Raw genomic sequence first — 20,393 nt, 5'->3', positions numbered from 1 at the left:
CAGCTGCTCTTCGCGACGCGAACACTGGAGCCATGACCGCCATGAACACACCCTCGGTCGCGATCCCGGACCGCCATACTCTGCTGGAGGCGATGCGGCGAGCCTCACGCGCCCCGTCGGTGCACAATACCCAGCCCTGGCGCTGGGTCCTCGACGGCGAGGTGCTCCATCTCTACAGCGACCCCGATCGCCTGCTCGGTGTGGCCGACCCGCACGGCCGGCAGCTGACCATCAGCTGCGGCGCCATGCTCCACCATGTACGCACCGCCTTCGGCGCGCGCGGCTGGCACACCGACACGGTGCGCACCCCGGATCCGACGCAACCGCGCCATCTCGCCGAAGTCCGCTTTCGCCGTTGGGATTCCCCACCTCCAGGACTCTATTCCCGTGCCGCCGTGATGGAGACACGGCACACCGACCGGCTGCCCATGCGACCGCCCGAGAACTGGAATCAGGTACTGCCGCGTCTGCGTATGCTCAGTTCCCCGCACTACGTGGAACTGAACGCACTCGATGAGAGCATGCGCCCACGGCTCACCGCCGCCACCGAGCAGGCTACCGCCCTGCGTCGTCACGACATGATGTACCAGGCCGAAATCGGCTGGTGGGCAGGGCATTCCGGGACAGCCGAAGGCGTCCCGCCCGACGCGTTGCCCTCTGCCGCGGAGGCGGCTCGGGTCACGGTCGGACGGACCTTCCCCTCCGCCCGGCATTCCGCGCGTCGCACCGAGACGACCGAGGACCATGCCCGGCTGGTCGTGCTCAGCACCGAGTACGACACTCTCACCGACTGGCTGCACACCGGGGAGGCGCTGTCGGCCGCACTGCTCGAATGCACCGTACTCGGTCTGTCCACCTGTGCTCTCACTCACATCACCGAATTGCCCGACGGACGCAACCTGCTGACCGACTTCACACATCCGGCGTACAAGCCGCAGATCATGATTCGGATCGGCAAGGCGCCCGATGACGAGGCGTGGACCTCCACGCCGCGACGCCCGCTCGCGGATTTCTTCACCATTCGCTGATCCCGAGATCGAAGTCCCTGTCCTGTCGGGACCTTCGGCCCTGTCGCCGCCGAGCGCGGAGCGGAACGGTGGGCGGTGGCCTCAAGGCCTCCACTCATCGAACAGGGAAAGGCGGACCGTACCCGTGGCGCGTGAGCTTACGCAGCGTGAGATTCTGGTCGAACTCGAGCCGATCGCCGGGCAGGCGCTGGATCGGCATCTATCGGTGTTCAAGGATTGGCACCCCCACGACTACGTGCCCTGGGATGACGGCCGCAACTTCGCACAACTCGGCGGAATCGATTGGGACCCGGAACAATCCAGGCTCTCGGAGGTGGCGAAGGCCGCGCTGATCACCAATCTGCTCACCGAGGACAATCTGCCGTCCTACCACCGCGAGATCGCCGAGAACTTCTCCCGCGACGGCGCGTGGGGAACCTGGGTCGGCCGGTGGACCGCCGAGGAGAACCGGCACAGCGTGGTTCTGCGCGACTATCTGGTCGTTACCCGCGGCGTCGATCCGGTCGCGCTGGAGAACGACCGAATGACCCACATGACCAACGGTTTCGCCGCCCCGGTCGATTCGGCCACCGCGGCCGCGCACGCCGGTTTCCTGTACTCGGTGGCCTATGTCAGCTTCCAGGAGCTGGCCACCCGGATCAGTCACCGCAATACCGCCAAGTTCTGCGATGATCCCGTCGCCGACCGCATCATGCAGCGACTGGCCCTCGACGAGAACCTGCACATGATCTTCTACCGCACCCTGTGCGGCGCGGCGCTCGACCTCGTTCCCGACCAGGCCATGACGGCCATCGATCTGATCGTCGAGAACTTCCGGATGCCCGGCACCGGCATGCCCAACTTCCGCCGCCACGGGGTCCTCATGGCCAAGCACGGGATCTACGATCTCCGCCAGCACTACGAAGACGTGCTGATGCCCGTGATACGGCAGTGGGATGTCTTCGGCCGCACCGACTTCGGCCCGCAGGGTGAGCAGGCCCGGGAACGGTTGTCCGGTTACCTCGAGAACCTCGAGAAGATACAGATCCCACGTTTCGAAGAACAGCGTGACCGCGCCCTGGCCCGCGAGCGCGCCCGCGTCTGACGCCCGGGCCAGGCCGGGTGACCATCTGGATCAGGCTGCCGCAGGTGTCGTCGAAATACCTGACCTGTCACATCGCGCACCCGGGCGGTGGGTGCACCTCGGCGGAATACTCGTGGTTTACGGTCTTCCGCTCCGGCTGCATCTCACCCACCGCCATCGGACACTTCGCGGCAAGGCCGATCGGACCGGCCGCCTACCCGATCACGGCGGGGCGGACCGCCCCGCGGTGAACGCCGTTCGGGCGCAAGGTCACTCGGCGGGGTGGACGACCATGACCGGGCTGTGCGCATGCTGCACCAGCGAATGCGCGGTCGAGCCGAGCAGCAGGCCCACGAATCCGCCACGGCCACGGTTGCCGACCACGATCAGTTGCGCGTGCTTCGACCATTCCTGCAGCTGCGCCGCGGGGGCGGAGAAGTAGACGCGGCGGGACACGGCCACATCCGGATACTTCTCCTGCCACCCGGCGAGCCGCTCGGCCAGCACCGACTCCTCGACGGCCTCGACATCGTCGAGCACCGGCGTCGGATGGTCGCCGGCGAACATGCCCGCGCTCCAATCACTCCAGACGTGCACGGCCACCAGATCCGCGCCGCGCTCCGAGGCCTCGGCGAACGCGGCGGCTATCGCGGGCTCGCTGACCGGACCGCAATCGATGCCGACCACGACGGGACCCGAGTCGCGAACGGTGTTGTCCGCGTCGGGATCCGGGCGCACCACGATCACATTGCCCTTGGCGTGCGCGGTCACCGACAACAGCGTCGAACCCAGATGCGCCAGCGTTCCGGAGTTTCCGGTCGCACCGAGCACCACGACGTATGCCCGCGCGCTGTAGTCGATCAGCAGCCCCGCGGCGGAGTCGTTGTACAGGTGCGCCGTAGCCCGCAGCCCCGGGTGCACGGCGCGCACGGACCCGAGGGCATTTCGAAGCACCGTCTGCCCGTGGGCCCGCGCGGTGTCGATCACCTCGGGCGTCACCACCGCGTACGGTCCCAATACGGCGCTGGTGCCCACCAGATCCAGACCGTGGATGATCTGCAATTCCCGACCGCGGCGCGCCGCCAGGTCGGCCGCCCAGCGCAGCGCGATGTCCGATCCCGGCGATCCGTCCACGCCCACGACTACCGCCGCGGTCACCAGTCGGTGCGGGTCCTCGTATTCCAGCTCAGTCATTGCCATCTCCCGGCGGTGTCGATCCCGGGCGGCGATCACCGCCCACCCTCACGGTAGGAATCGGCGGGACTGCCCCACTGCGGCCGATGGTCATGGGACTCGAGGCCCAAAGACCGCAGGCGATGGGAACACGGTCGCGGGAGCTGGGTATCGGCTAGTTGTCGGCGGTCTCGTGCTCGCCGTCGCACCACTGCTCGGCGGGAACGGCGGCCTTGACCTGGTCGATGTGCTCGCCACAGCCGGCCCAGGTGATCTTGCCGCAGTCGCAGGGGGTCGGTTGACACATGGTGGTGGTCCTCTCCGGAACGGTCGGGTGTCGGCGGCGTCGCGGATCGGCACTCCATCCGACACACGGCAGCGTGGATGGTAGCCGGGCGGTTGCGATCACGGCTGCCGCGGGCCCGCGGGATCACCAGCGCGAGCGCACCGCACCCTCCGGCCTGTCAGCCAGTTTCCCGTCCCGTCGACGCCGGGTCAGCATAGCGAGTCGACGCCGATCGATGCGCACTCGACCAGGCGAACTCCGGTTACCAGCGTCGGCTCGATGGCCACGACGGTGTCCATGACCCCGTCGATCCACGGCCGGACCAGCGCGTCGTAGCGGGATAGCCGCTCCGGATCGGTGACCGTGCGCGCGATGCCCGTGACCACGACCGACCACCCGATACGGGTGTGCGGGTCGATGTCGTCAGCCTCGTACGCGACCACCACGTCGGTGTCGGCGCGGACCGCCGAGGTGAGGCGGGAGGTCAGCCGCGTGCGGATGATGACGGCGCCCGAGTCGATGATGTGGTTCACCGGACGGATCGCCGGCAGAGCGTCGCGAGTGAAAACCACGCGACCGAACGGGACACCGGCCAGCAGACGCATCGACTCGTCCCGAGACAGGTTCACCACGCTCCGAGCTGCCTCGTCGGCCCGGAAACCGCTCATGCCGTCATCTCCCGTCATCGGTTCGCTAGGTGTTGCAAATCTCCATGTGACCATCGAACGCTCGCATCCGACAGGGCCTAAGGTCCTCGACGACACACCGCTTCGACGGTCGATCACCCGACTTCGGCTCCCGCGAACCGAATCCGTCGCCGCCGCCGCCACTCCCCGGTCCTCTTGCGGCGCTGCGATTCTGCCCCTGTCACCGGGACGTTCGACTCTGTGGCCGAACCCGCCGCGGCCGGATCCTGAAGAGACGACCACGATTAGGAGGCATGTCATGAGATACCGAATCGGTCTGTGCGAAACGGCGCCGCAGACCGTGATGCAGATCCCCCTCGAGATCCAGCCCGACCGACTTCGGGACGCCATCGTCGCCGGGCTCGAGCGCATGACCGAGGTGGCCGAGCGCGCCGGACTGACCGCTTCGGGAGTGCCGACCATCACTTTCCCTCACGAGCTTCCCGTCGAAGACACCATCCGGGTCGACCTCGGGTTGCCGATCGAGCCGGCGCCCAATCTCGGGCCCGCCTCCGGGGCGCAGTTGATGGTCGTACCGCCTACGCTGGTAGCGCGCACCTGCCATCGCGGCGGCTACGACGAACTGGATGCGGCCTACCGCGCCCTCGCCGAGTGGGTGCGGGAAGCCGGATGCAAACCGATCGGTCCGCCCACCGAGGCCTATCTCGTCGGGCCCGACGAGGTCAGCGACCCACGGCAGTTGATCACCGAGATCCGGATGCCGGTCGCGCCCGCGCCGGCCATCGCCACCCATATGGAATCGACCTTCGCCGACGCGGTCGAGCGAACGCGAGAGTCGTTGCGCCGCCAGGGCTTCGGAATCCTCGCCGAAATCGATTTGCGAGAGGTGCTGCGCGAGAAGACCGGCGAGGACATCGAGGAGTACCTGATCCTCGATGTATGCCATCCGCGGTTGGCGGCGCAAGCCCTGGCAACCGATCGCCAGGCCGGTCTGCTGGTTCCGTACCGAGTCGTGCTGCGCGGCGACGACACGGGCATCGTGATCGAGGCGGCCGATCCCGAGGTGCAGGTCTCCGCGCTCGCGGAGCCCGCCCTCAACACCGTTGCCGCCGAAGCGCGCCTGCTGCTCGCCGCGGCCCTGGACGCGCTGCACCACCCGGAGACGGCCGCAGGATAACGGGGACGAGGTCACGGCATGCGCGGCGCCGGGGAGGCAGATCGGCCGACCTGCCAAATACACTGGGCGAGCTCGACCCCAGCTCCACCCTCATCACACCCAGGATGCCTCCAGATGACTGCCCCCTCCGGCGATTCGTACTCGGTGCGAAGCACGTTGTCGCAGTTGCGACTGCGGGAACTGCTGACCGAGGTCAAGGACCGGGTCGATCAGATCATCGACGCGCGCGACCGAATGGACGGTCTCGTCGAGGCCATGCTGTCGGTCACCGCTGGACTCGACCTCGATCAGACGCTGCGCACCATCGTGCGCACCGCCAACAGCCTGGTCGAAGCCCGCTACGGCGCACTGGGCGTGCGTGGCGCGGACGGATATCTCACCCAATTCGTCCACGAGGGCATCGACGCGGCCACCGCGGCGTCCATCGGCGATCTTCCCGCCGGGCACGGTGTGCTGGGGCTGCTGTTCCACCAGCCCGAGACGATCCGGCTCGATAACCTCGCCAGTCATGCCGCGTCCGTTGGCTTCCCGGTCAATCACCCACCCATGCACACGTTTCTCGGTGTGCCGGTGCGCATTCGCGACGAGATCTTCGGCAACCTGTATCTGACCGAGAAGAGGAACGGCCTGCCCTTCACCGAGGACGACGAGGTGATCGTGCAGGCGCTGGCCGCGGCGGCCGGCATCGCCATCGACAATGCGCGGTTGTACGAGTCGGCGCGTACCCGCCAGGCGTGGATCGAGGCGACCCGCGACACCGCGACGGCTTTTCTTGCAGGGACCGCCGCGGACGCGGTGCTGGCCCACGTGGTCGAGCACGCACGGACGCTGACGCAGGCCGAACGCGCGTTCCTGGCCATCGACGACGATCCGGGTATTTCGGCGGCGAACCGGCGGGAACTGCGGATCGCACGGTGGTCCGGGCCCGGAGCGGGGCCCAGCAGTCCGGTCGCCCGCGTCAGCGGCACCGCCATCGGCCAGGTGCTCACCGAGGGCACGCCACTCAGCTTCGACGACGCCGCCGATATCGACCTGGGCAAGCCGATCGACCGACCCGGCCCCACCCTGATCCTCCCGTTGCATGCCCAGGGCTCCACCTTCGGCGTACTGGTCATCGTCCGCCCGATCTCCGCTTCCCCGTTCTCCATCGAAATCCTGGAATTGGCAGCGGCTTTCACCGAACAGGCCGCCCTCGCCATCCAGCTGTCGGAGGCCCAGCAGCGTGTGCGCGAACTGGATGTCCTCACCGACCGCGACCGCATCGCCCGCGACCTGCACGACCACGTCATCCAGCGGCTGTTCGCCGCGGGACTGAGCCTGCAGGGCACGATCGCCCGCACCCGCACCCCCGAGGTCCGCCAACGCCTGACCGACGTGGTCAACGACCTCCAGGACGTGGTCCAGGAAATCCGCACCTCGATCTTCGACCTGCACGGCAGCAATGCCCAATCCCCCGGCCTGCGTCAACGCCTCGAACAGGTCATCGCCCAGCACACCGCCGACATCGACCTGCGCACATCTCTGCGCGCCTCCGGGCCCCTGTCTGTCGTCACCCCCATCCTGGCCGACCACGCCGAAGCCGTTGTCCGCGAGGCCGTCAGCAACGCCGTCCGCCACGCCAACGCCCGCACGCTCTCCGTCTCGGTCGACGTAGCCGACGACCTCACCATTACGGTCTGCGACGACGGCACCGGCATCCCCGACAACATCACCCCCAGCGGTCTCTCCAACCTGTCCCGCCGCGCTCGAGACCTCTGCGGCACCTTCACCATCCACCCCAACCCCGACGACACCGGCACCCGCCTGCGCTGGTCGGCACCGCTACATTGATTGCGCCCCGACATCTCCCCCGAGCCTGCAATTCAAGGCGCCCGCTCCGGCCTCGAACTGCGCGATCCGAGCCGACGCGAGAGCCGCCGTTCGCACACTCGGATCCGTGAGCGAAGTCGTCACTCCGAGATCCTCGCGAAGCACCTGCCGCAACAGCCACACAGCCTCCGAAACCGGGCCGTCCAGCCAGCGATGCAACCGGGCCACAGCGTCCGGGTCCGCGTATTCGACCAGGCAGAGGACAGCGCGATAGGAATTCCCAAGGGACAGATCGATTTCCGAGGCAACCACCAGCACATCATCAGGCAGGATCATCTGGGCCTGGGCGTACACCTCGCGATAGACCCGGCGGTCGTTCTCCAGCTGATCGACCTCGGCCGGTCCGCCACGTTCCAGCGCCATCACACAGTGATGCAACTGCATCCGATAGTTGCGAGCGGCGGAATTGAACTCCGAATACACGGCCTGCTTCCGCTCACGCTCCTGCTGCCTCACTGCCTCGTCCCGCTGCTCGGCATGCTGCTCCCGGTGAATCTCGGCATCCAATCGTTTGCCTCGCAGCACCGCCCACTGGGCCGCCACGGACGCTCCGAGCGTGCCCACCACGCCGACGCCGGCCACCGCAAGACCAACCAAATCCGCCCCCACACAAGGATTATCAACCGAGGATCCCCACCTGTCACCGGGTAACGGCCCCGCCGAGAGGCACTATGCCCTTCGCCGCCAATGCCGACGCCGAAACTCACCGGCCGCGTTCGGCCGGGAGAGGTGCGAGGTGAGCTCGCACGAGTACCTGTCCTTCAGGCTCATGACATGGGGCGGACTGCCGTGCTCACCCGGGGTGGCGCGGACTTCGGGACGGTGACGTCGAGTAACACCCGCGACATCGATCACACGATGGGATGCAGTCGTCCTCGGACTGAACTGAGCGCACCACATCAGGTGGGTGGTCAACGTCCCTATACATACCCCCGGGGGTATGCTACGGTATTACGCAGATACCCCGTGGGGTATCCGCGAGGCGATCGTGTCGAGCTCATGTTCGGCAGTACCGCGCTTCGTCGTAGCAACCCGAAGGAGTAGCCATGTCCGCACCGACGGATGTCACGCACGCCTCGCCGCACGGCAAGGCCGTTCTGCACGAGTTGTCCCCGCTGCACCGAGAGCTGCGGCATGCGATCCCCGATGTGTACAAGGGGTTCGGCGAGCTCAGCAAGGCCGCGTTCGCGCCGGGCGCGCTGGACCGCAAGACCAAGGAGCTGATCGCGCTCGCCATCGGCGTCGTCGAGGGCTGCGACGGGTGCATCGCCTCGCACGGCCAGGCCGCGGCGCGGGCCGGGGCGACCAAGCAGGAGGCCGCCGAGGCCATCGGCGTCACCTTCCTGATGCACGGCGGCCCCGCCACCATCCACGGCGCGCGTGCCTACGACGCGTTCTGCGAATTCGCCGACGCCCTCGCCTCCGGCGAAACCCCGGCCTGACCACCCCGAAGGATCACACCATGTGTCACCCGACCCGATGCCGCACCTGCGGCAAGACCACCTGGTCCGGCTGCGGCGCCCACGTCGCCCAGGTGCGGGCCACCGTACCCGCCGATCAGTGGTGCCCGGGCCACCAGAACACCAACCGAGACAACTGGATTCGCCGACTCCTCAACGGCTAGCAACCCGATGCCGCACCTCGATTCGCCTATGGGGTAGCGCCGCCAGGAGGTGGTCGAACACCGACCCATATCGCCGACGCGCCGCACGGTGCCCGACCCGGTTCAGGGTGTCGGGCACCGTTATCCCGGTCCCGAATCGCGGGTCTCCCGACGGTATGCTTCCAGTGCCGTCGGCAGGGTGGGGAACAGCCGGTCGGCGCCGATTCGGTCGATCATTCCGGCGGCGTCCAGCGCGGTCAGCAGATCCTGTTTGACCCTGGCCATCGCGAAAACTATTCCACGGGAATCCAATTCGGTGCGAAGTTGTTCGACGGCGTCGAGGGCGGTGAGGTCGACCTCGACATTCGCCTCGGCATTGAGCACGAACCAGCGCACCGGGTGACCCCCTGCCGCCGAGGCATCGATTGCGGCCAGCGCGCGACGGCGGAAATCCTCGGCGTTGGCGAAGCACAGCGGCGCGTCGTAGCGGTACACCACCAGTCCGGGAACGAGTTTCGCCTCCGGGTAGTCGTCGATGTCGTGCATGCCTGCCAGATCGGGCACGAAGCCCTGAATCGCGTCGTGGGCGCGGGCGATCCGGCGCAGCAGATCCAGGATCGACAGGCCGATGGCGATCAGGATGCCGTAGAGCACGCCGGCGGCGAGCACCGCCGCCGCCGTGCTCAGCGCCAGCACCAGCTCGCTGCGGCGGAATCGTGACAGTCGGCGGAATTCCGCGAGGTCGATCAGTCGCAGCGCCGCGTAGACCACCAACGCCCCCAGGGCGGCGTCCGGAAACGCGGCCAACACACGTCGAGCCCACAACAATACAGCCAGCACGGTCGCCAATGCCGCCACCGCGTACAACTGGGTACGCGCGCCGGCCGTGTCGGCGATGGTCGTCCGGCTACCACTGCAGCTGACCGGAAAGCCTTGTGAGACACCGGCGGCCAGATTCGTCGCGCCCATCGCCAGCAGCTCTCGGTTCGCGTCCACCGTGGTGCCGTGCCGCGCCGCGAAGGCCCGCGCGACCAGCACCATGTCGGAGAATCCCACCAGGGCGATGCCGACCGCGGGCAGCAGCAGCCTGCCCAGATCCGATGCCGCGACGTGTGGCACCCGGAGGACCGACAGACCGGACGGGATCTCGCCGACCACTCGAATCCCGTGCTCCCGCAGCGAGAACACCGTCACCACCGCCGCGGCTCCCAGCACCGCCATCAGCGGCCCCGGCAGCCGCGGCGTCTTCCACGCCGAGAACAACAACAATGTCAGGGTGCCCGCGGCCAAGAACGCTGTCGGCCAGTGCCATTCGCCGAGATGCGCTGCGAACGAGCACAGCTGATCGAATATGCCCTCGCCCTCCACACTCACCCTGCTGATCCGGCCGAGTTGCCCCACGATCATGATCCCCGCCGTCCCGGCCAGGTAGCCGACCAGCACCGGCTTCGACAGCAGATCGCCCAGCACACCCAACCGCGCCACCGCGCCGACCGTGCAGCACACCCCGACCAGGAGCGCCAATGCCGCAGCGAGCGCTGCATACCGTGCCGGATCGCCGGACGCCAAGGGCGCCAGCGTCACCGCGGTCATGAGCGCGGTCGTCGATTCCGGGCCCACCGACAGCTGCCGAGACGTCCCCAGCACCACATACACCGCCAGTGGGCCGAGCGCCGCCCACAACCCCACGATCGGGGCCAGCCCGGCCACGGTCGCATACGCCATCACCTGCGGAACCAGATAGGCGGCCACCGTCACACCGGCGATCGTGTCGGCCCGCAACCAACCACCCCGGTAACCCCGGAACTGCCCGAGGCCCGGCAGCCACCTCACCAGGGCACCACCACTCACACCCATCACTGCACGTACCGCCGTTACCTCTCAGCACTCGTCGATGAGCACCGACTCCGCCAGCCCCCACCTCACGGTGGCGGCGTGAGTCCGGATGGACTCTTCCCGTGGCGATCGGACCACACGAGCGGCGAGCCGTCCACGTCTGGCACCGGTTCCATCGGGCTGCTCCCGGCGCAATTCGCCGGTGCTCACCATACGGCGAGGTTGCCCGGCCGCGGCGGCGCGTCGCGCTCAGCGACCGGCGGTCGCGTGGCCACGGAAGAACTTGACCGCTGTGGCACCCGGATATCGATGTCGCGCCGCCGCAGCGGCCGTCGACAAGTGGCGAGGCCACTGGACGGGTACGCCGCGCCCTCCAGTGCCCTGGACTACAGTGCTTGGGGTGGGCATCGAGTGGTCGAGTGTCATCACCGCACCGCGAGACGAGGTCTTCGCCTGGTTCCAGCGACCCGGCGCGTTCACACGCCTGAGTCCCCCGTGGTCGCCCGTCCGGCTTGTCTCCGAAGCCACCTCGTTGTCGCACGGCCGGGCGGAACTCGCCCTGCCGGCCGGGCTGCGATGGATCGCGCAGCACCTGGCCGCTGAATACGATCCGCCACGGAGATTCGTCGATGAGGCCGTGGGCGACAGCATGTCCGCCGCGCCATCGAAGCTGTTGCCGTGGACCCATGCTCACGAATTCCAGGCCGTCGGCGAACGGATCACCCAGGTGCTGGACCGGGTCGACACGCCGGTACCCGCTGCGGCCTTGCGTTCGATGTTCGCGTATCGGTCACGACAGTTGGCGGGTGACCTCGCCGCGCATCAGGAGGCCCACGGGCGTGGTCCGTCGACCGTGGCGGTGACCGGAGCCTCCGGTCTGATCGGGTCCGCGCTGAGCGCGTTTCTGAGCACCGGCGGCATGACGGTCATCCGATTGGTCAGGCGTCCGCCTTCCGCACCCGATGAGCGGCAATGGGATCCGGCCGCGCCCGCGGAAGACCTGCTGGCAGGCGTCGATGGTGTCGTTCATCTCGCGGGTGCGTCGATCGCGGGACGATTCACCGCCGCCCACAAGAGAGACGTCCTCGACAGCCGAATAGAGCCGACGCGCCGGCTGGCCGAACTGGCGGCTCGATCAGGTGCGCGAGTTTTCGTCAGCGCCTCCGCGATCGGCTACTACGGCGGAGACCGGGGCGAGGAGATACTGACCGAAAACAGCTCGCGCGGAAGCGGTTTCCTGGCCGACGTGGTGTCGGACTGGGAGGCTGCCGCGCTGACCGCGGCGGACCGGATCCGGGTGGCCACCATCCGCACCGGCATCGTGCAATCGCCCCGAGGCGGCACGCTGCGCCTGCTCCGGCCGCTGTTCTCGGCAGGCCTGGGCGGCCGGATCGGTGACGGACGGCAATGGCTGTCCTGGATCGGCATCGACGATCTGCTCGACATTTACCGCCGGGCGCTGTGGGACGAGACGCTCACCGGTCCCGTCAACGCCGTGGCGCCGACACCGGTGCGAAACGCCGACTACACCGCGACCCTGGCCCGGGTGGTGCGTCGACCGGCGATCTTGCCCATCCCCGAGTTCGCGCCGCGATTGCTGCTGGGTGCCGAGGGTTTCCAGGAACTGGCGGCTGCCAATCAGCGCGTGCACCCGGACCGGCTCACCGCGGCGGGACACCGATTCCGCACGCCCGACCTGGATTTCGCGTTGCGGCACGTGCTCGGCCGAACGCTGTCCCTCCACGTACACGACTGATCGGCGCGGCGAGCCGGCCGCCGGACCATTCGGTCACTCGGATTCGCTCACCGCGATCCGGTGCGTGGTTCCGACACGCCACGTTGCGAGCACAACACCGGCACACATGTGAATTCGCCACCCTCTGGACCGGCCCTGAGCTCTCGGGTGAGCGAAGCTTCGGAGTTCGCTCACAGTGGCGCGTGCCACTCGCCGGGTCGGGCATGTGCCACTGCGACTCTGATCCGGGCACAATGACCTCATGCCGCACCGTTCGACTGCCGCCACCGACGAGGCTGGTTACACCGTCCGCACAGCGGCCGAACGACTCGGCATTCCGACCGCGACGCTGCGCAGTTGGAACCGCCGCTACGGCATCGGCCCCCGACAGGATCGTCCGGGCCGCCACCGGCTCTACACCGAGGCCGACCTGGCACTGCTCGACCGGATGCTCGAACTCATTCGAGGCGGAGCGACGCCCGCCGCGGCGTCAGCCGCGGCACGCGGGCCAGCGGTCGCGCTCGGCGATATCGACACGCTGCTGTCGGCGGCGTTCGCACTCGACAGCCGCACCGTGTATTCGCTGCTGGAAACACACCTGCAGAACTACGGTGTTGCGGAGACCTGGAATCGGCTGTGCCGTCCGGCTTTCGCCGATATCGTCGCCCGCCAACTCGGCGGTGAGGGATGCGTGGACGTCGAGCATCTGCTGTCGTGGTGCATCGTGTCGGCGCTGCACCGCACCGTCCCGCCGGTCCTGTCCGACCAACCGGCGACCTTGGTCCTGGCCTGCACCAGCGGGGAAACTCATTCCCTGCCGCTGGAGACGTTGCGTGCCGCACTCGCGGAACGCGGCATCGGCGCACAGATGCTCGGCCCCGACGTTCCGACCACGGCTCTGCGCGATACGCTCGGCCGGATTCCCACGCCCGCCACGGTGATGCTCTGGTCGCAGCAGGAATCGACCGCGCTCACCTCCGCCGTGCGAACCTGCGCCGAGGCCGGTGCCCGCGTGTACCTCGGAGGACCGGGTTGGGACAACCTGATCCTGCCCGATCACGCGATCCGGATCGCGAGCCTCGCCGAGGCGGTCGAGCGGTTCGGGTCGCGCTAGGAAGCCACCGCCGAAATCTTGGTGAGCGCTTCCGCCAACGATCCGAGATGGCTTCTCCCACAGGTATATTCGGTCTGCTGCCATCCCGGGCCCGCCAGCATGACCGCAGCCCCGTGGTGCTCGGCGGCGGCTATCGGCTCGAGGGTCGCGGTCCGCGCGGCCTGCGCCCACAGCACCACCGCGCACCGACGGGTCCGTCTTTGCAGCGCATCGGCCAGCGCGCCCGCGGGCAGGTTCGCGCCGAGCAGCAGTGCGGGGCACCGGCGTTCGGCCAGAGCCGCACGCAGCACCTCCAGCGGTAGCGTATGCTGCTCACCCTCGGTACAGGCCAGAAGCACGCGAAGTTCGCGCTCTGGGCCGACCAGCACCGGCACGCTCCGGTACAGGCTCGTGGTCACCGCCCACGACAAGAGATGTTCGACGTCGATGTATCCCTGCCCGGCGGCCTGGCGCTCGACGACGACTTCGAAAGCCGGTCGGCACACCCGATTCCACGTATCGCATACGCCGTGGTGCGTCAGATGCCCGGACACCAGCGCCACCAGCGCGGGGACATCCATGCGTTCGGCGGCGTCGAGCACCGCCCCGAAATCCCCGAGTACGGGCGCGGGTTCGAGCACGATCCGCGCGGCCTGCGCGGCGCTGGCGGGCGTCGCACCGGCTCGCACCAGCTCCATCATCCGGATCACGACGGTGAGATCGCCGCGGGTGTAGTAACGGTGCCGCCCGGGTACATGGTGCCGTGGACCGATGCCGTAGCGCCGATTCCAGCTGCGCAATGTGGCCACCGGAACACCGAGCAACCGCGCCACCGCCCCGACGGTGTACTCGGTCACCACCTGCGGGTCGTGCTCGTCAGGCCGCAGCATCGTAGTGTCGCCGCGTCCACGGCCGGTCGTTGCGATGGGCTTCGTTCACGGCGCTCATCGCGCACGGCAATCCCCAACCACACGTCACCGCAAGGGTTTTCGCATGCTCCCGGGCGTTGCCGAGCGTCAGGATCCGACCACCGTGCAGAGCGATGCCCGCCTCGGCGAGACAGGCATCGACGTTCCTGCGCAGCGCGGCGGCCGGATCGCCGAGACGGTCTCCCATGGCGAAGCCGCTGAAGGGACGCACCAACCGAGGCGGCATGGGGAGGTCGTCGACATCGACCAGCCGACTGTAGCCGGGGTAGCCACGGTAGCCGAAGACATGGCGGACCGATTCGAACCGGCTATGCCGAATGACGGTGTGCGCCAGTCGCGCTCGGATCATGCCGGCGACCTCTCCGCGATCGCCGATACGGGCTGCCGTGTACACCATTGCCCGCCGACTCGTTCGGCGGCGCGCAGGCCCGACAGCGCGCCGTCTTCGTGGAATCCCCATCCGTGGTAGGCGCCCGCGAACGCGACCGTATGGTCGCCGATCTCCGGTAGCCGTCGCCGCGCAGCCATGGATTCCGTTGTGTACTGCGGATGTTCGTAGGTCATGGTGGCCAGCACAGCGTCACGGTCCACCCGGTCGCCGTCATCCAGCGTGACCAGGAAGCGACGCTCCGCCGTGCGGGCCGGCCGCTGCAGACGGGTGAGGTCATAACTGACCAGCACCCGGTCGGGCGCGGCAGCGCAATCGGGCAGCCGATAGTTCCACGAGGCCCGCGCTCCGGTGCTGCGCGGCAGCACGGAATCGTCGGTGTGCAGGACAGTCCGGTTCTCCGAATACGGCAGTGCGCCCAGGATCGCGGACTCCCTCAGCGTGGGCGCATCCAGCAGCCGCAGCGCCTGATCGGGATGGGTGGCGATGACCGCGGCGTCGAAGAAGTCGACATCATCAGCGTCGTCGCGCACCGCGACCGTCCGCGACGCCCGATACACCGCCCGCACCGGCACACCCGAGCGAACCTCGTGCAGGCGGTCCGAGACCGCCCGCACATAGGTCGAGGAGCCCCCGCATACCGTGTGCCAGGTCGGCGAACCCAACGCGGTGAGCATGCCGTGGTGTTCGAGAAACATGAACAGATAGCGCGCGGGGTACTCGAGCGCCAGTCGCGGGGCACAGGACCACACCGCAGCCACCAGCGGCACCATGAAATGCGCTTCGAAATAAGGAGAGAACGCGGCCGCGCGCAGGAACTCTCCCAGCGTGCGCAGTTCATCTCCAGCACCGGCGAGTTCAGCACGCGCCAGCCGATGGAAGCGAGTGATCTCCCTGAGCATGCGCAGATACGCCATACAGCGCAGCGCCCCCGGCTCCGGGAACAACCCGCGCATGCCTTTCGCACCGGCGTACTCCAGCCCGCAGCCATCACAGCGCACGGACATCGACATGTCGGAATCCTGTGTGCGAATCCCCAACTCACCGAACAGCCGCAGCAACGTGGAATACGTGCGGTCGTTGTGCACGATGAATTCCGAATCCATTCCGAGCCGATCGCTCACCGCGTCGGCCCTGGCGGCCGCCTCATGGGTGTGCGCATGACCACCCAGCCGCGAATCCGCCTCGTACAGAACCACTTCGCAGTCACGAGCCAGTACCCATGCCGCGGTGAGCCCGGAGACGCCACCGCCGATCACCGCGACCCGGCGTGCGGCACTACCCGTCAGCGCGCGCACAGCGGCACGATCCCGTCTAAGTCGCCGGTGACCGGCGGGGTGAGGAACGGACAAGCGTCGATTCCGGCCGCCTCGATCGTCCCGGCGACCGGGATCACCGCCGCGAGGGCGTAGACCGCGTGAGCGAACCCCCGGCGTGGAGTCGTATTCATCTTCATCTTCTCCTCCGGCGTTCGAGCGAGCCCATCGGATGATGGTCGGGCTCATGGTCTCGACGCTACCATATAATCGATGCATAAACGATGCACGAGTGATCGGGCCCACCAGACCAGCCAGTTCGAACCGACCCCGCAGACCGCACCGACATGCGCCCCTCCCCGGCACCTGCTCGACCGCACCGCCGTCCTCGGCGACAGACTCGGATTCCCGATACGCAGCAGGGTCCTGGACACTCCCGCCACCGGATTCGCTACACGGCGCCACGCAGAGGCCACCGATGCGAATTCGGGCATCGGCCACGCCATGGCGGTCGGGCCGGCGAGCTGAACCTCACTCGTCGGATCGCGTTCACATGCCGTTGAATTCGACGATCGGTGGCGGATAGTCCTTCGCCGGCACACCGGCGCGCCAGGGCCGGTGGATTTCCGCGCCGGGCACGTGGGCCAGTTCGGGCAGCCAGCGCCGCACATACTCGCCGTGCGGGTCGAAACGCTCGGCTTGGCGCAGCGGGTTGAGCACCCGGCTGGAGTGGGTATCCGTGCCGGTGCCCGCCATCCACTGCCAGTTCAGCCGATTGTTGGCGATATCCGCGTCGACCAGCCACCGCTCGAAGTGCTCGGCCCCGATGCGCCAGTCCACACGGAGTGTCTTGACCAGGAAGCTCGCGGCGATCAAGCGGGCACGACCAGGCATCCAGCCTTGCAGGAGCAGCTGCCGCATGCCGGCATCGACCATCGGATATCCGGTGAGCCCCGATCGCCAGGCCGCCACCGCGTGAGAATCCGAACGCCAGGGCCGCAGCGCGGGCTTGTAATCGGCGAATGCGGCCCGGGGCTCGTCCGCCAGCACCTGATGGTAGAAGTCGCGCCAGGCGAGCTGCCGGATGAACGCCAGCCCACCGGGATCGCTCGCATCGGTGCGGGAAACGACCTCGGCCGCAGACAGACAGCCGAAATGCAGGTAGGGAGATAGACCCGAGGTTCCGTCGGCGGCGGGCACGTCCTTGTCCTGGGCGTACTGCGTCACCGGCCCCGACAGCCACCATTCGAGCAGTTTCCGTCCGGTCGTCTCACCGCCGACGGCCAACTGCGGCGAGCCGGAGCCGAAATCGGCCGCGTCGGGAATCGGCTCACTCGCCACGTCCGGCACCCTCACGGTGACCGGCGGCGTCAGGGGCCGCCGCATCGGGGTATCGAGCCAGCGGCGGAAGTACGGCGTGAAGACCGCGTAGTGTCCGCGCCCGGTATCCGGTCGTACCGCGCCGGGTTCCACCGCGGTGATCGAACCGCCGTGCCCGCGCAGGGAGCATCCGATAGCCGAAAGGCGTTCGCGCAATATCCGCTCCCGCCGACGACCGTAATGAGTGACATCGGTCGCGATATGGACCGTATCCGCGCCCACCTCGACCACTGTTCGCTGGATCTCGTCCGCAACCCGGCCGTGACGCACGACCAGCCGGCCGCCTCGGCCCTCGAGCTCGTCGTCGAGTTCACGCAGCGCCGACGACAAGAAGCGCAACCGGTTGGGCGCGCGTCCCACCCGGGCCAGGAGATCCGCATCCAGCACGAACATCGGCACGACCTGGTCGGCTTCTCGGCATGCCGCTGTCAGCGCCGGGTTGTCGTGAACACGCAGATCCCGGGTGAACAGCACGATAGTGGCAGCCATGATCCCATGGTAACCCCATATCGATGCATAATCGATTCACTAGAGGTGGCGATTGGCACCAACCTGATCGAATCCCATTCGACCCAATGAGGACCGAGCAAGCGAGAGTCGGCCGGGACTGCCGGATCGCGCCAGGACAGGCCGCCTTCCGAGCGAGCCGTCGGGGGTCTTCGAACTCACCAGCCGTGCCATGACAGCCGACCACCCGTGCCGAAGTTGATCTTCAGGGCAGCGGTGGCGTGCGGATACGTCAGAATTGGTGATCCCCCCTCGAAAGGTTTGATACGTGCCCAAGCACTTGATCACTCTGGTGGCGGTCGCGGTGGCGGCGGCCGCGGTCGCAGGCTGCGGCAGCCACCGCAGCAGCCCTTTGACCCCGCCTGCTCCGGCGACCTCCGTGCCCGTCCTCGGCGGCGGCGAGCTCCCTGATGTGATCGACGTGCCGACCACCACCCCGTCGGCGACCAAGGTCAGGTGACGGCAGGGCAGCGCCGGGAGTCACCCACCAAAGCGTCCCGCCGCCGGGACTGCCGCACGATCAGGTGACGGATCTTGTCATGCGGCACGACCGGCCGGCGGGGTCGTGATGGTCCCGTATTCGACCGGGCGTCGAACGGACAACGGCGGTTCGACGCCGGCGGCGACGGTAGCTCCGCTCGATCCAGGTGACGATCGCGCTACGCAATGCCTCACGGCTGCACCGGGATCGGCGGTCGGGGACATTCTTCGGCAACAGCGCGAAAAAACTCCGTCGCGGTGTATCCCGCCGACACCGCCCACCGATCCGGCCGATCCGTGACGGGTGAAGGCACGCGTGAATTCCCGGCCTCGAAACTGGCGCGCTCTGCCCTCAGCGCAGTGGCGGGAACGCACCGGTTACGCCGGTCGCCCGCGTGCGTGGGCCAGCAGTACCGCGACCTCTGTCGCGATGCCCGACGCAATCTCGTCGATGTCAGGGTTGGTGTCATAGTCGCCGGTGATCCCGAATGTCAGCTGATCGGTATAGCTGAGAACGGCCACAGTCGTGCGCACCCGCATGGCGATGGGGATGCAGGGCCAGATCTCCAGAACCTTCCGGCCGCCCAGCGTCAACCGGTGCGGGGGCCCGGGGATATTCGTGGCCAGCACGCCGACACCGCGCTGCGGGAAGCGCGATGCCGTGCGGAAGACCCACGCCACCACGCCGTACGGCAGCCACTCGGCGAGTTCGAGCAGCGACTTCTCGGCCTCCGCCTCGCCCCGCAGCCGATGGCGCGCAATACGTTCATGGACCGCGTTCAGACGTTCGACCGGATGCTCGAACTCGATCGGCAGCTGGACGATAATTGCCGAAACACGATTATCGGGAACGTATTTCGCATCGTCGGCCCGCATCGACACGGGCACCATCATGCGCAGCTTGTCGGGCGTGGGTTTCTCGCCCCGCGCCTGCAGCAACCGGCGATAAGCGGCCGCAATGGCGGCAACCGCGACATCGTTGACCGTCACCTCGAAGGCCGCAGCGATTTCGCGCGCTTGCGGGAGGCTGGTCCGGGCCACCGCGTAGCGGCGCTGCCGCCCGATGGGTCCGTTCAGCGAGGAGTCCGAGGCCGGCGCGACCGCCGCGTAGATCACCGGCGTCAGCACGCGCACCGCATCTGCGGCGATTCGGGGCACGGTCCACAGTAGCCGCAGCGCACCGGCCGCTGTACCGAACATCCCTGCGCGCGAACGCATTTCGTGCCTAGCACCTTGGCCGTCGGCACCCGGGTCGCAAAAACTCTCGAACAGTGCGAGCCCGGAGATTCCATCGACCACGCTGTGGTGAGCCCGAACGATCATCGCCCAGCGGCCACCGCCGAGATTCTCGACCACGACGACATCCCACAGCGGGTGGTCGCGATCGAATTGCTCGGCGAGTTCGGTGGCGACCAACTCACGCAGCGCTTGCTCATCACCGGGCTTGGGTAACGACGTCCATCGGACGTGGTGCGCCAGATCGAAATTCGGGTCGTCCTCCCAGAGGGGAGTGGCAAGGTCGAAACGGGACCGGTGCACTCGCTGACGAAGCCGCCCGTGTACCTCCAAGCCACGATCGAGACCGGCCCGGAAACTCTCACGCGTCGGCGCCGGGCCCTCGATGATCGCTACCGCTCCGATACCCAGGCTTATGTGCCGGTCCGCGTTCTCTATTTCCATGAATCCCGCGTCCAACGGGCTCAGCTCCGTCATAGCGTGCACCTTTCCCGCAGCCGCAGCGTCCGCATCTGTCACACCCGGTCAGGGCGACCACTGCTACAGCAGACTCTCGTACAGGCCACTCTCGCGCTCGAGGGCCGATACGCGGCAGATCCCAAGGTCATCGGATGCGGTGACGTTCGCACCCCAACGACGGAGCCGGGGACAAACCTCGACGGCCCGTCGTTCGACCACGGCCGACCAGCGGCCAACGAGATCGCAAG

The 20,393-nt window shown here is 67.9% G+C and carries 20 protein-coding genes; 9 read left to right on the top strand and 11 right to left on the bottom strand.

Annotated features, from left to right (window positions below):
- Positions 1-32 precede the first annotated feature (32 nt).
- Positions 33-1,028, top strand: coding sequence for an Acg family FMN-binding oxidoreductase (locus tag GLP40_RS20955; protein ID WP_154789639.1), 996 nt, complete (start codon positions 33-35; stop codon positions 1,026-1,028).
- Positions 1,029-1,152: 124 nt separating this feature from the next.
- Entirely contained in the window at positions 1,153-2,112 is a 960-nt protein-coding gene (locus GLP40_RS20950) for an acyl-ACP desaturase (protein ID WP_328290466.1), read from the top strand.
- Positions 2,113-2,361: 249 nt separating this feature from the next.
- On the opposite strand, the gene GLP40_RS20945 is transcribed toward GLP40_RS20950, so the two are convergent.
- From GLP40_RS20945 to GLP40_RS20940, 3 genes are all read right to left on the bottom strand, one after another.
- The gene (locus GLP40_RS20945) at positions 2,362-3,285 is read right to left on the bottom strand and encodes a universal stress protein (protein ID WP_154789637.1); all 924 of its coding nucleotides are present in this window, start codon (positions 3,283-3,285) and stop codon (positions 2,362-2,364) included.
- Between the two features lie 154 nt (positions 3,286-3,439).
- Positions 3,440-3,571 carry a hypothetical protein gene (locus GLP40_RS34515; RefSeq protein WP_268867143.1) on the bottom strand — a complete coding sequence of 44 codons (132 nt, stop codon included), beginning with the start codon at positions 3,569-3,571 and terminating at the stop codon, positions 3,440-3,442.
- A gap of 188 nt (positions 3,572-3,759) precedes the next feature.
- A complete protein-coding gene (locus GLP40_RS20940) occupies positions 3,760-4,218 on the bottom strand; it encodes a pyridoxamine 5'-phosphate oxidase family protein (protein ID WP_154789636.1) in 459 nt (152 codons plus the stop codon).
- A 277-nt stretch (positions 4,219-4,495) separates the two neighbouring features.
- Between GLP40_RS20940 and GLP40_RS33310 the strand changes: the two genes are divergently transcribed.
- Together GLP40_RS33310 and GLP40_RS20930 are read left to right on the top strand one after the other, a co-directional pair.
- The gene (locus GLP40_RS33310; protein ID WP_196054735.1) at positions 4,496-5,374 is read left to right on the top strand and encodes a DUF302 domain-containing protein; all 879 of its coding nucleotides are present in this window, start codon (positions 4,496-4,498) and stop codon (positions 5,372-5,374) included.
- 114 nt (positions 5,375-5,488) lie between these two features.
- Positions 5,489-7,204, top strand: a complete 1,716-nt coding sequence (locus tag GLP40_RS20930; RefSeq protein ID WP_154789635.1) for a sensor histidine kinase — start codon at positions 5,489-5,491, stop codon at positions 7,202-7,204.
- On the opposite strand, the gene GLP40_RS20925 is transcribed toward GLP40_RS20930, so the two are convergent.
- Positions 7,196-7,852: a hypothetical protein gene (locus GLP40_RS20925; RefSeq protein ID WP_154789634.1), complete on the bottom strand. Its 657-nt coding sequence runs from the start codon at positions 7,850-7,852 to the stop codon at positions 7,196-7,198. The two genes, GLP40_RS20930 and GLP40_RS20925, sit on opposite strands and share 9 nt — an antisense overlap.
- Before the next feature lie 437 nt (positions 7,853-8,289).
- On the opposite strand from GLP40_RS20925, the gene GLP40_RS20920 reads away from it, so the two are divergent.
- Both GLP40_RS20920 and GLP40_RS33305 read left to right on the top strand, forming a co-directional pair.
- Positions 8,290-8,685 (top strand): carboxymuconolactone decarboxylase family protein, encoded by a 396-nt coding sequence (locus tag GLP40_RS20920; protein ID WP_154789633.1) that lies wholly within the window; start codon positions 8,290-8,292, stop codon positions 8,683-8,685.
- A gap of 20 nt (positions 8,686-8,705) precedes the next feature.
- A complete protein-coding gene (locus tag GLP40_RS33305) occupies positions 8,706-8,867 on the top strand; it encodes a hypothetical protein (RefSeq protein ID WP_196054734.1) in 162 nt (53 codons plus the stop codon).
- Positions 8,868-8,987: 120 nt separating this feature from the next.
- On the opposite strand, the gene GLP40_RS20915 is transcribed toward GLP40_RS33305, so the two are convergent.
- Positions 8,988-10,703 carry a SulP family inorganic anion transporter gene (locus tag GLP40_RS20915; RefSeq protein WP_154789632.1) on the bottom strand — a complete coding sequence of 572 codons (1,716 nt, stop codon included), beginning with the start codon at positions 10,701-10,703 and terminating at the stop codon, positions 8,988-8,990.
- 379 nt (positions 10,704-11,082) lie between these two features.
- On the opposite strand from GLP40_RS20915, the gene GLP40_RS20910 reads away from it, so the two are divergent.
- Positions 11,083-12,438 (top strand): TIGR01777 family oxidoreductase, encoded by a 1,356-nt coding sequence (locus tag GLP40_RS20910; RefSeq protein WP_328290465.1) that lies wholly within the window; start codon positions 11,083-11,085, stop codon positions 12,436-12,438.
- Positions 12,439-12,679: 241 nt separating this feature from the next.
- Positions 12,680-13,531 carry a MerR family transcriptional regulator gene (locus tag GLP40_RS20905; RefSeq protein WP_154789630.1) on the top strand — a complete coding sequence of 284 codons (852 nt, stop codon included), beginning with the start codon at positions 12,680-12,682 and terminating at the stop codon, positions 13,529-13,531.
- Here GLP40_RS20905 and GLP40_RS20900 read toward each other — a convergent pair.
- From GLP40_RS20900 to GLP40_RS20885, 5 genes are all read right to left on the bottom strand, one after another.
- A complete protein-coding gene (locus tag GLP40_RS20900; protein WP_154789629.1) occupies positions 13,528-14,400 on the bottom strand; it encodes a MerR family transcriptional regulator in 873 nt (290 codons plus the stop codon). The genes GLP40_RS20905 and GLP40_RS20900 overlap by 4 nt on opposite strands.
- Positions 14,387-14,788 carry a DUF1365 domain-containing protein gene (locus tag GLP40_RS20895; RefSeq protein ID WP_154789628.1) on the bottom strand — a complete coding sequence of 134 codons (402 nt, stop codon included), beginning with the start codon at positions 14,786-14,788 and terminating at the stop codon, positions 14,387-14,389. The genes GLP40_RS20900 and GLP40_RS20895 overlap by 14 nt, the downstream gene beginning before the upstream one ends.
- Entirely contained in the window at positions 14,785-16,125 is a 1,341-nt protein-coding gene (locus tag GLP40_RS20890) for an NAD(P)/FAD-dependent oxidoreductase (protein WP_328290464.1), read from the bottom strand. Before GLP40_RS20890 ends, GLP40_RS20895 begins: the two co-directional genes overlap by 4 nt.
- Complete coding sequence (locus GLP40_RS33940) at positions 16,113-16,277, bottom strand: hypothetical protein (RefSeq protein ID WP_230329752.1); 165 nt, start codon at positions 16,275-16,277, stop codon at positions 16,113-16,115. Before GLP40_RS33940 ends, GLP40_RS20890 begins: the two co-directional genes overlap by 13 nt.
- 355 nt (positions 16,278-16,632) lie before the next feature.
- Positions 16,633-17,952, bottom strand: coding sequence for a cryptochrome/photolyase family protein (locus GLP40_RS20885; protein ID WP_154789626.1), 1,320 nt, complete (start codon positions 17,950-17,952; stop codon positions 16,633-16,635).
- 286 nt (positions 17,953-18,238) lie between these two features.
- On the opposite strand from GLP40_RS20885, the gene GLP40_RS20880 reads away from it, so the two are divergent.
- Positions 18,239-18,430 carry a hypothetical protein gene (locus GLP40_RS20880; RefSeq protein WP_154789625.1) on the top strand — a complete coding sequence of 64 codons (192 nt, stop codon included), beginning with the start codon at positions 18,239-18,241 and terminating at the stop codon, positions 18,428-18,430.
- Between the two features lie 398 nt (positions 18,431-18,828).
- Here the strand turns inward: GLP40_RS20880 and GLP40_RS20875 are convergent, their stop codons facing one another.
- Positions 18,829-20,163 carry a wax ester/triacylglycerol synthase family O-acyltransferase gene (locus tag GLP40_RS20875; RefSeq protein ID WP_154789624.1) on the bottom strand — a complete coding sequence of 445 codons (1,335 nt, stop codon included), beginning with the start codon at positions 20,161-20,163 and terminating at the stop codon, positions 18,829-18,831.
- Positions 20,164-20,393: the final 230 nt, after the last annotated feature.

The sequence above is a fragment of the Nocardia aurantiaca genome (assembly GCF_009708175.1).
In the GTDB taxonomy this organism is placed as follows: Bacteria; Actinomycetota; Actinomycetes; order Mycobacteriales; family Mycobacteriaceae; genus Nocardia; species Nocardia aurantiaca.
This window is presented reverse-complemented; position numbering and strand designations above follow the sequence as displayed.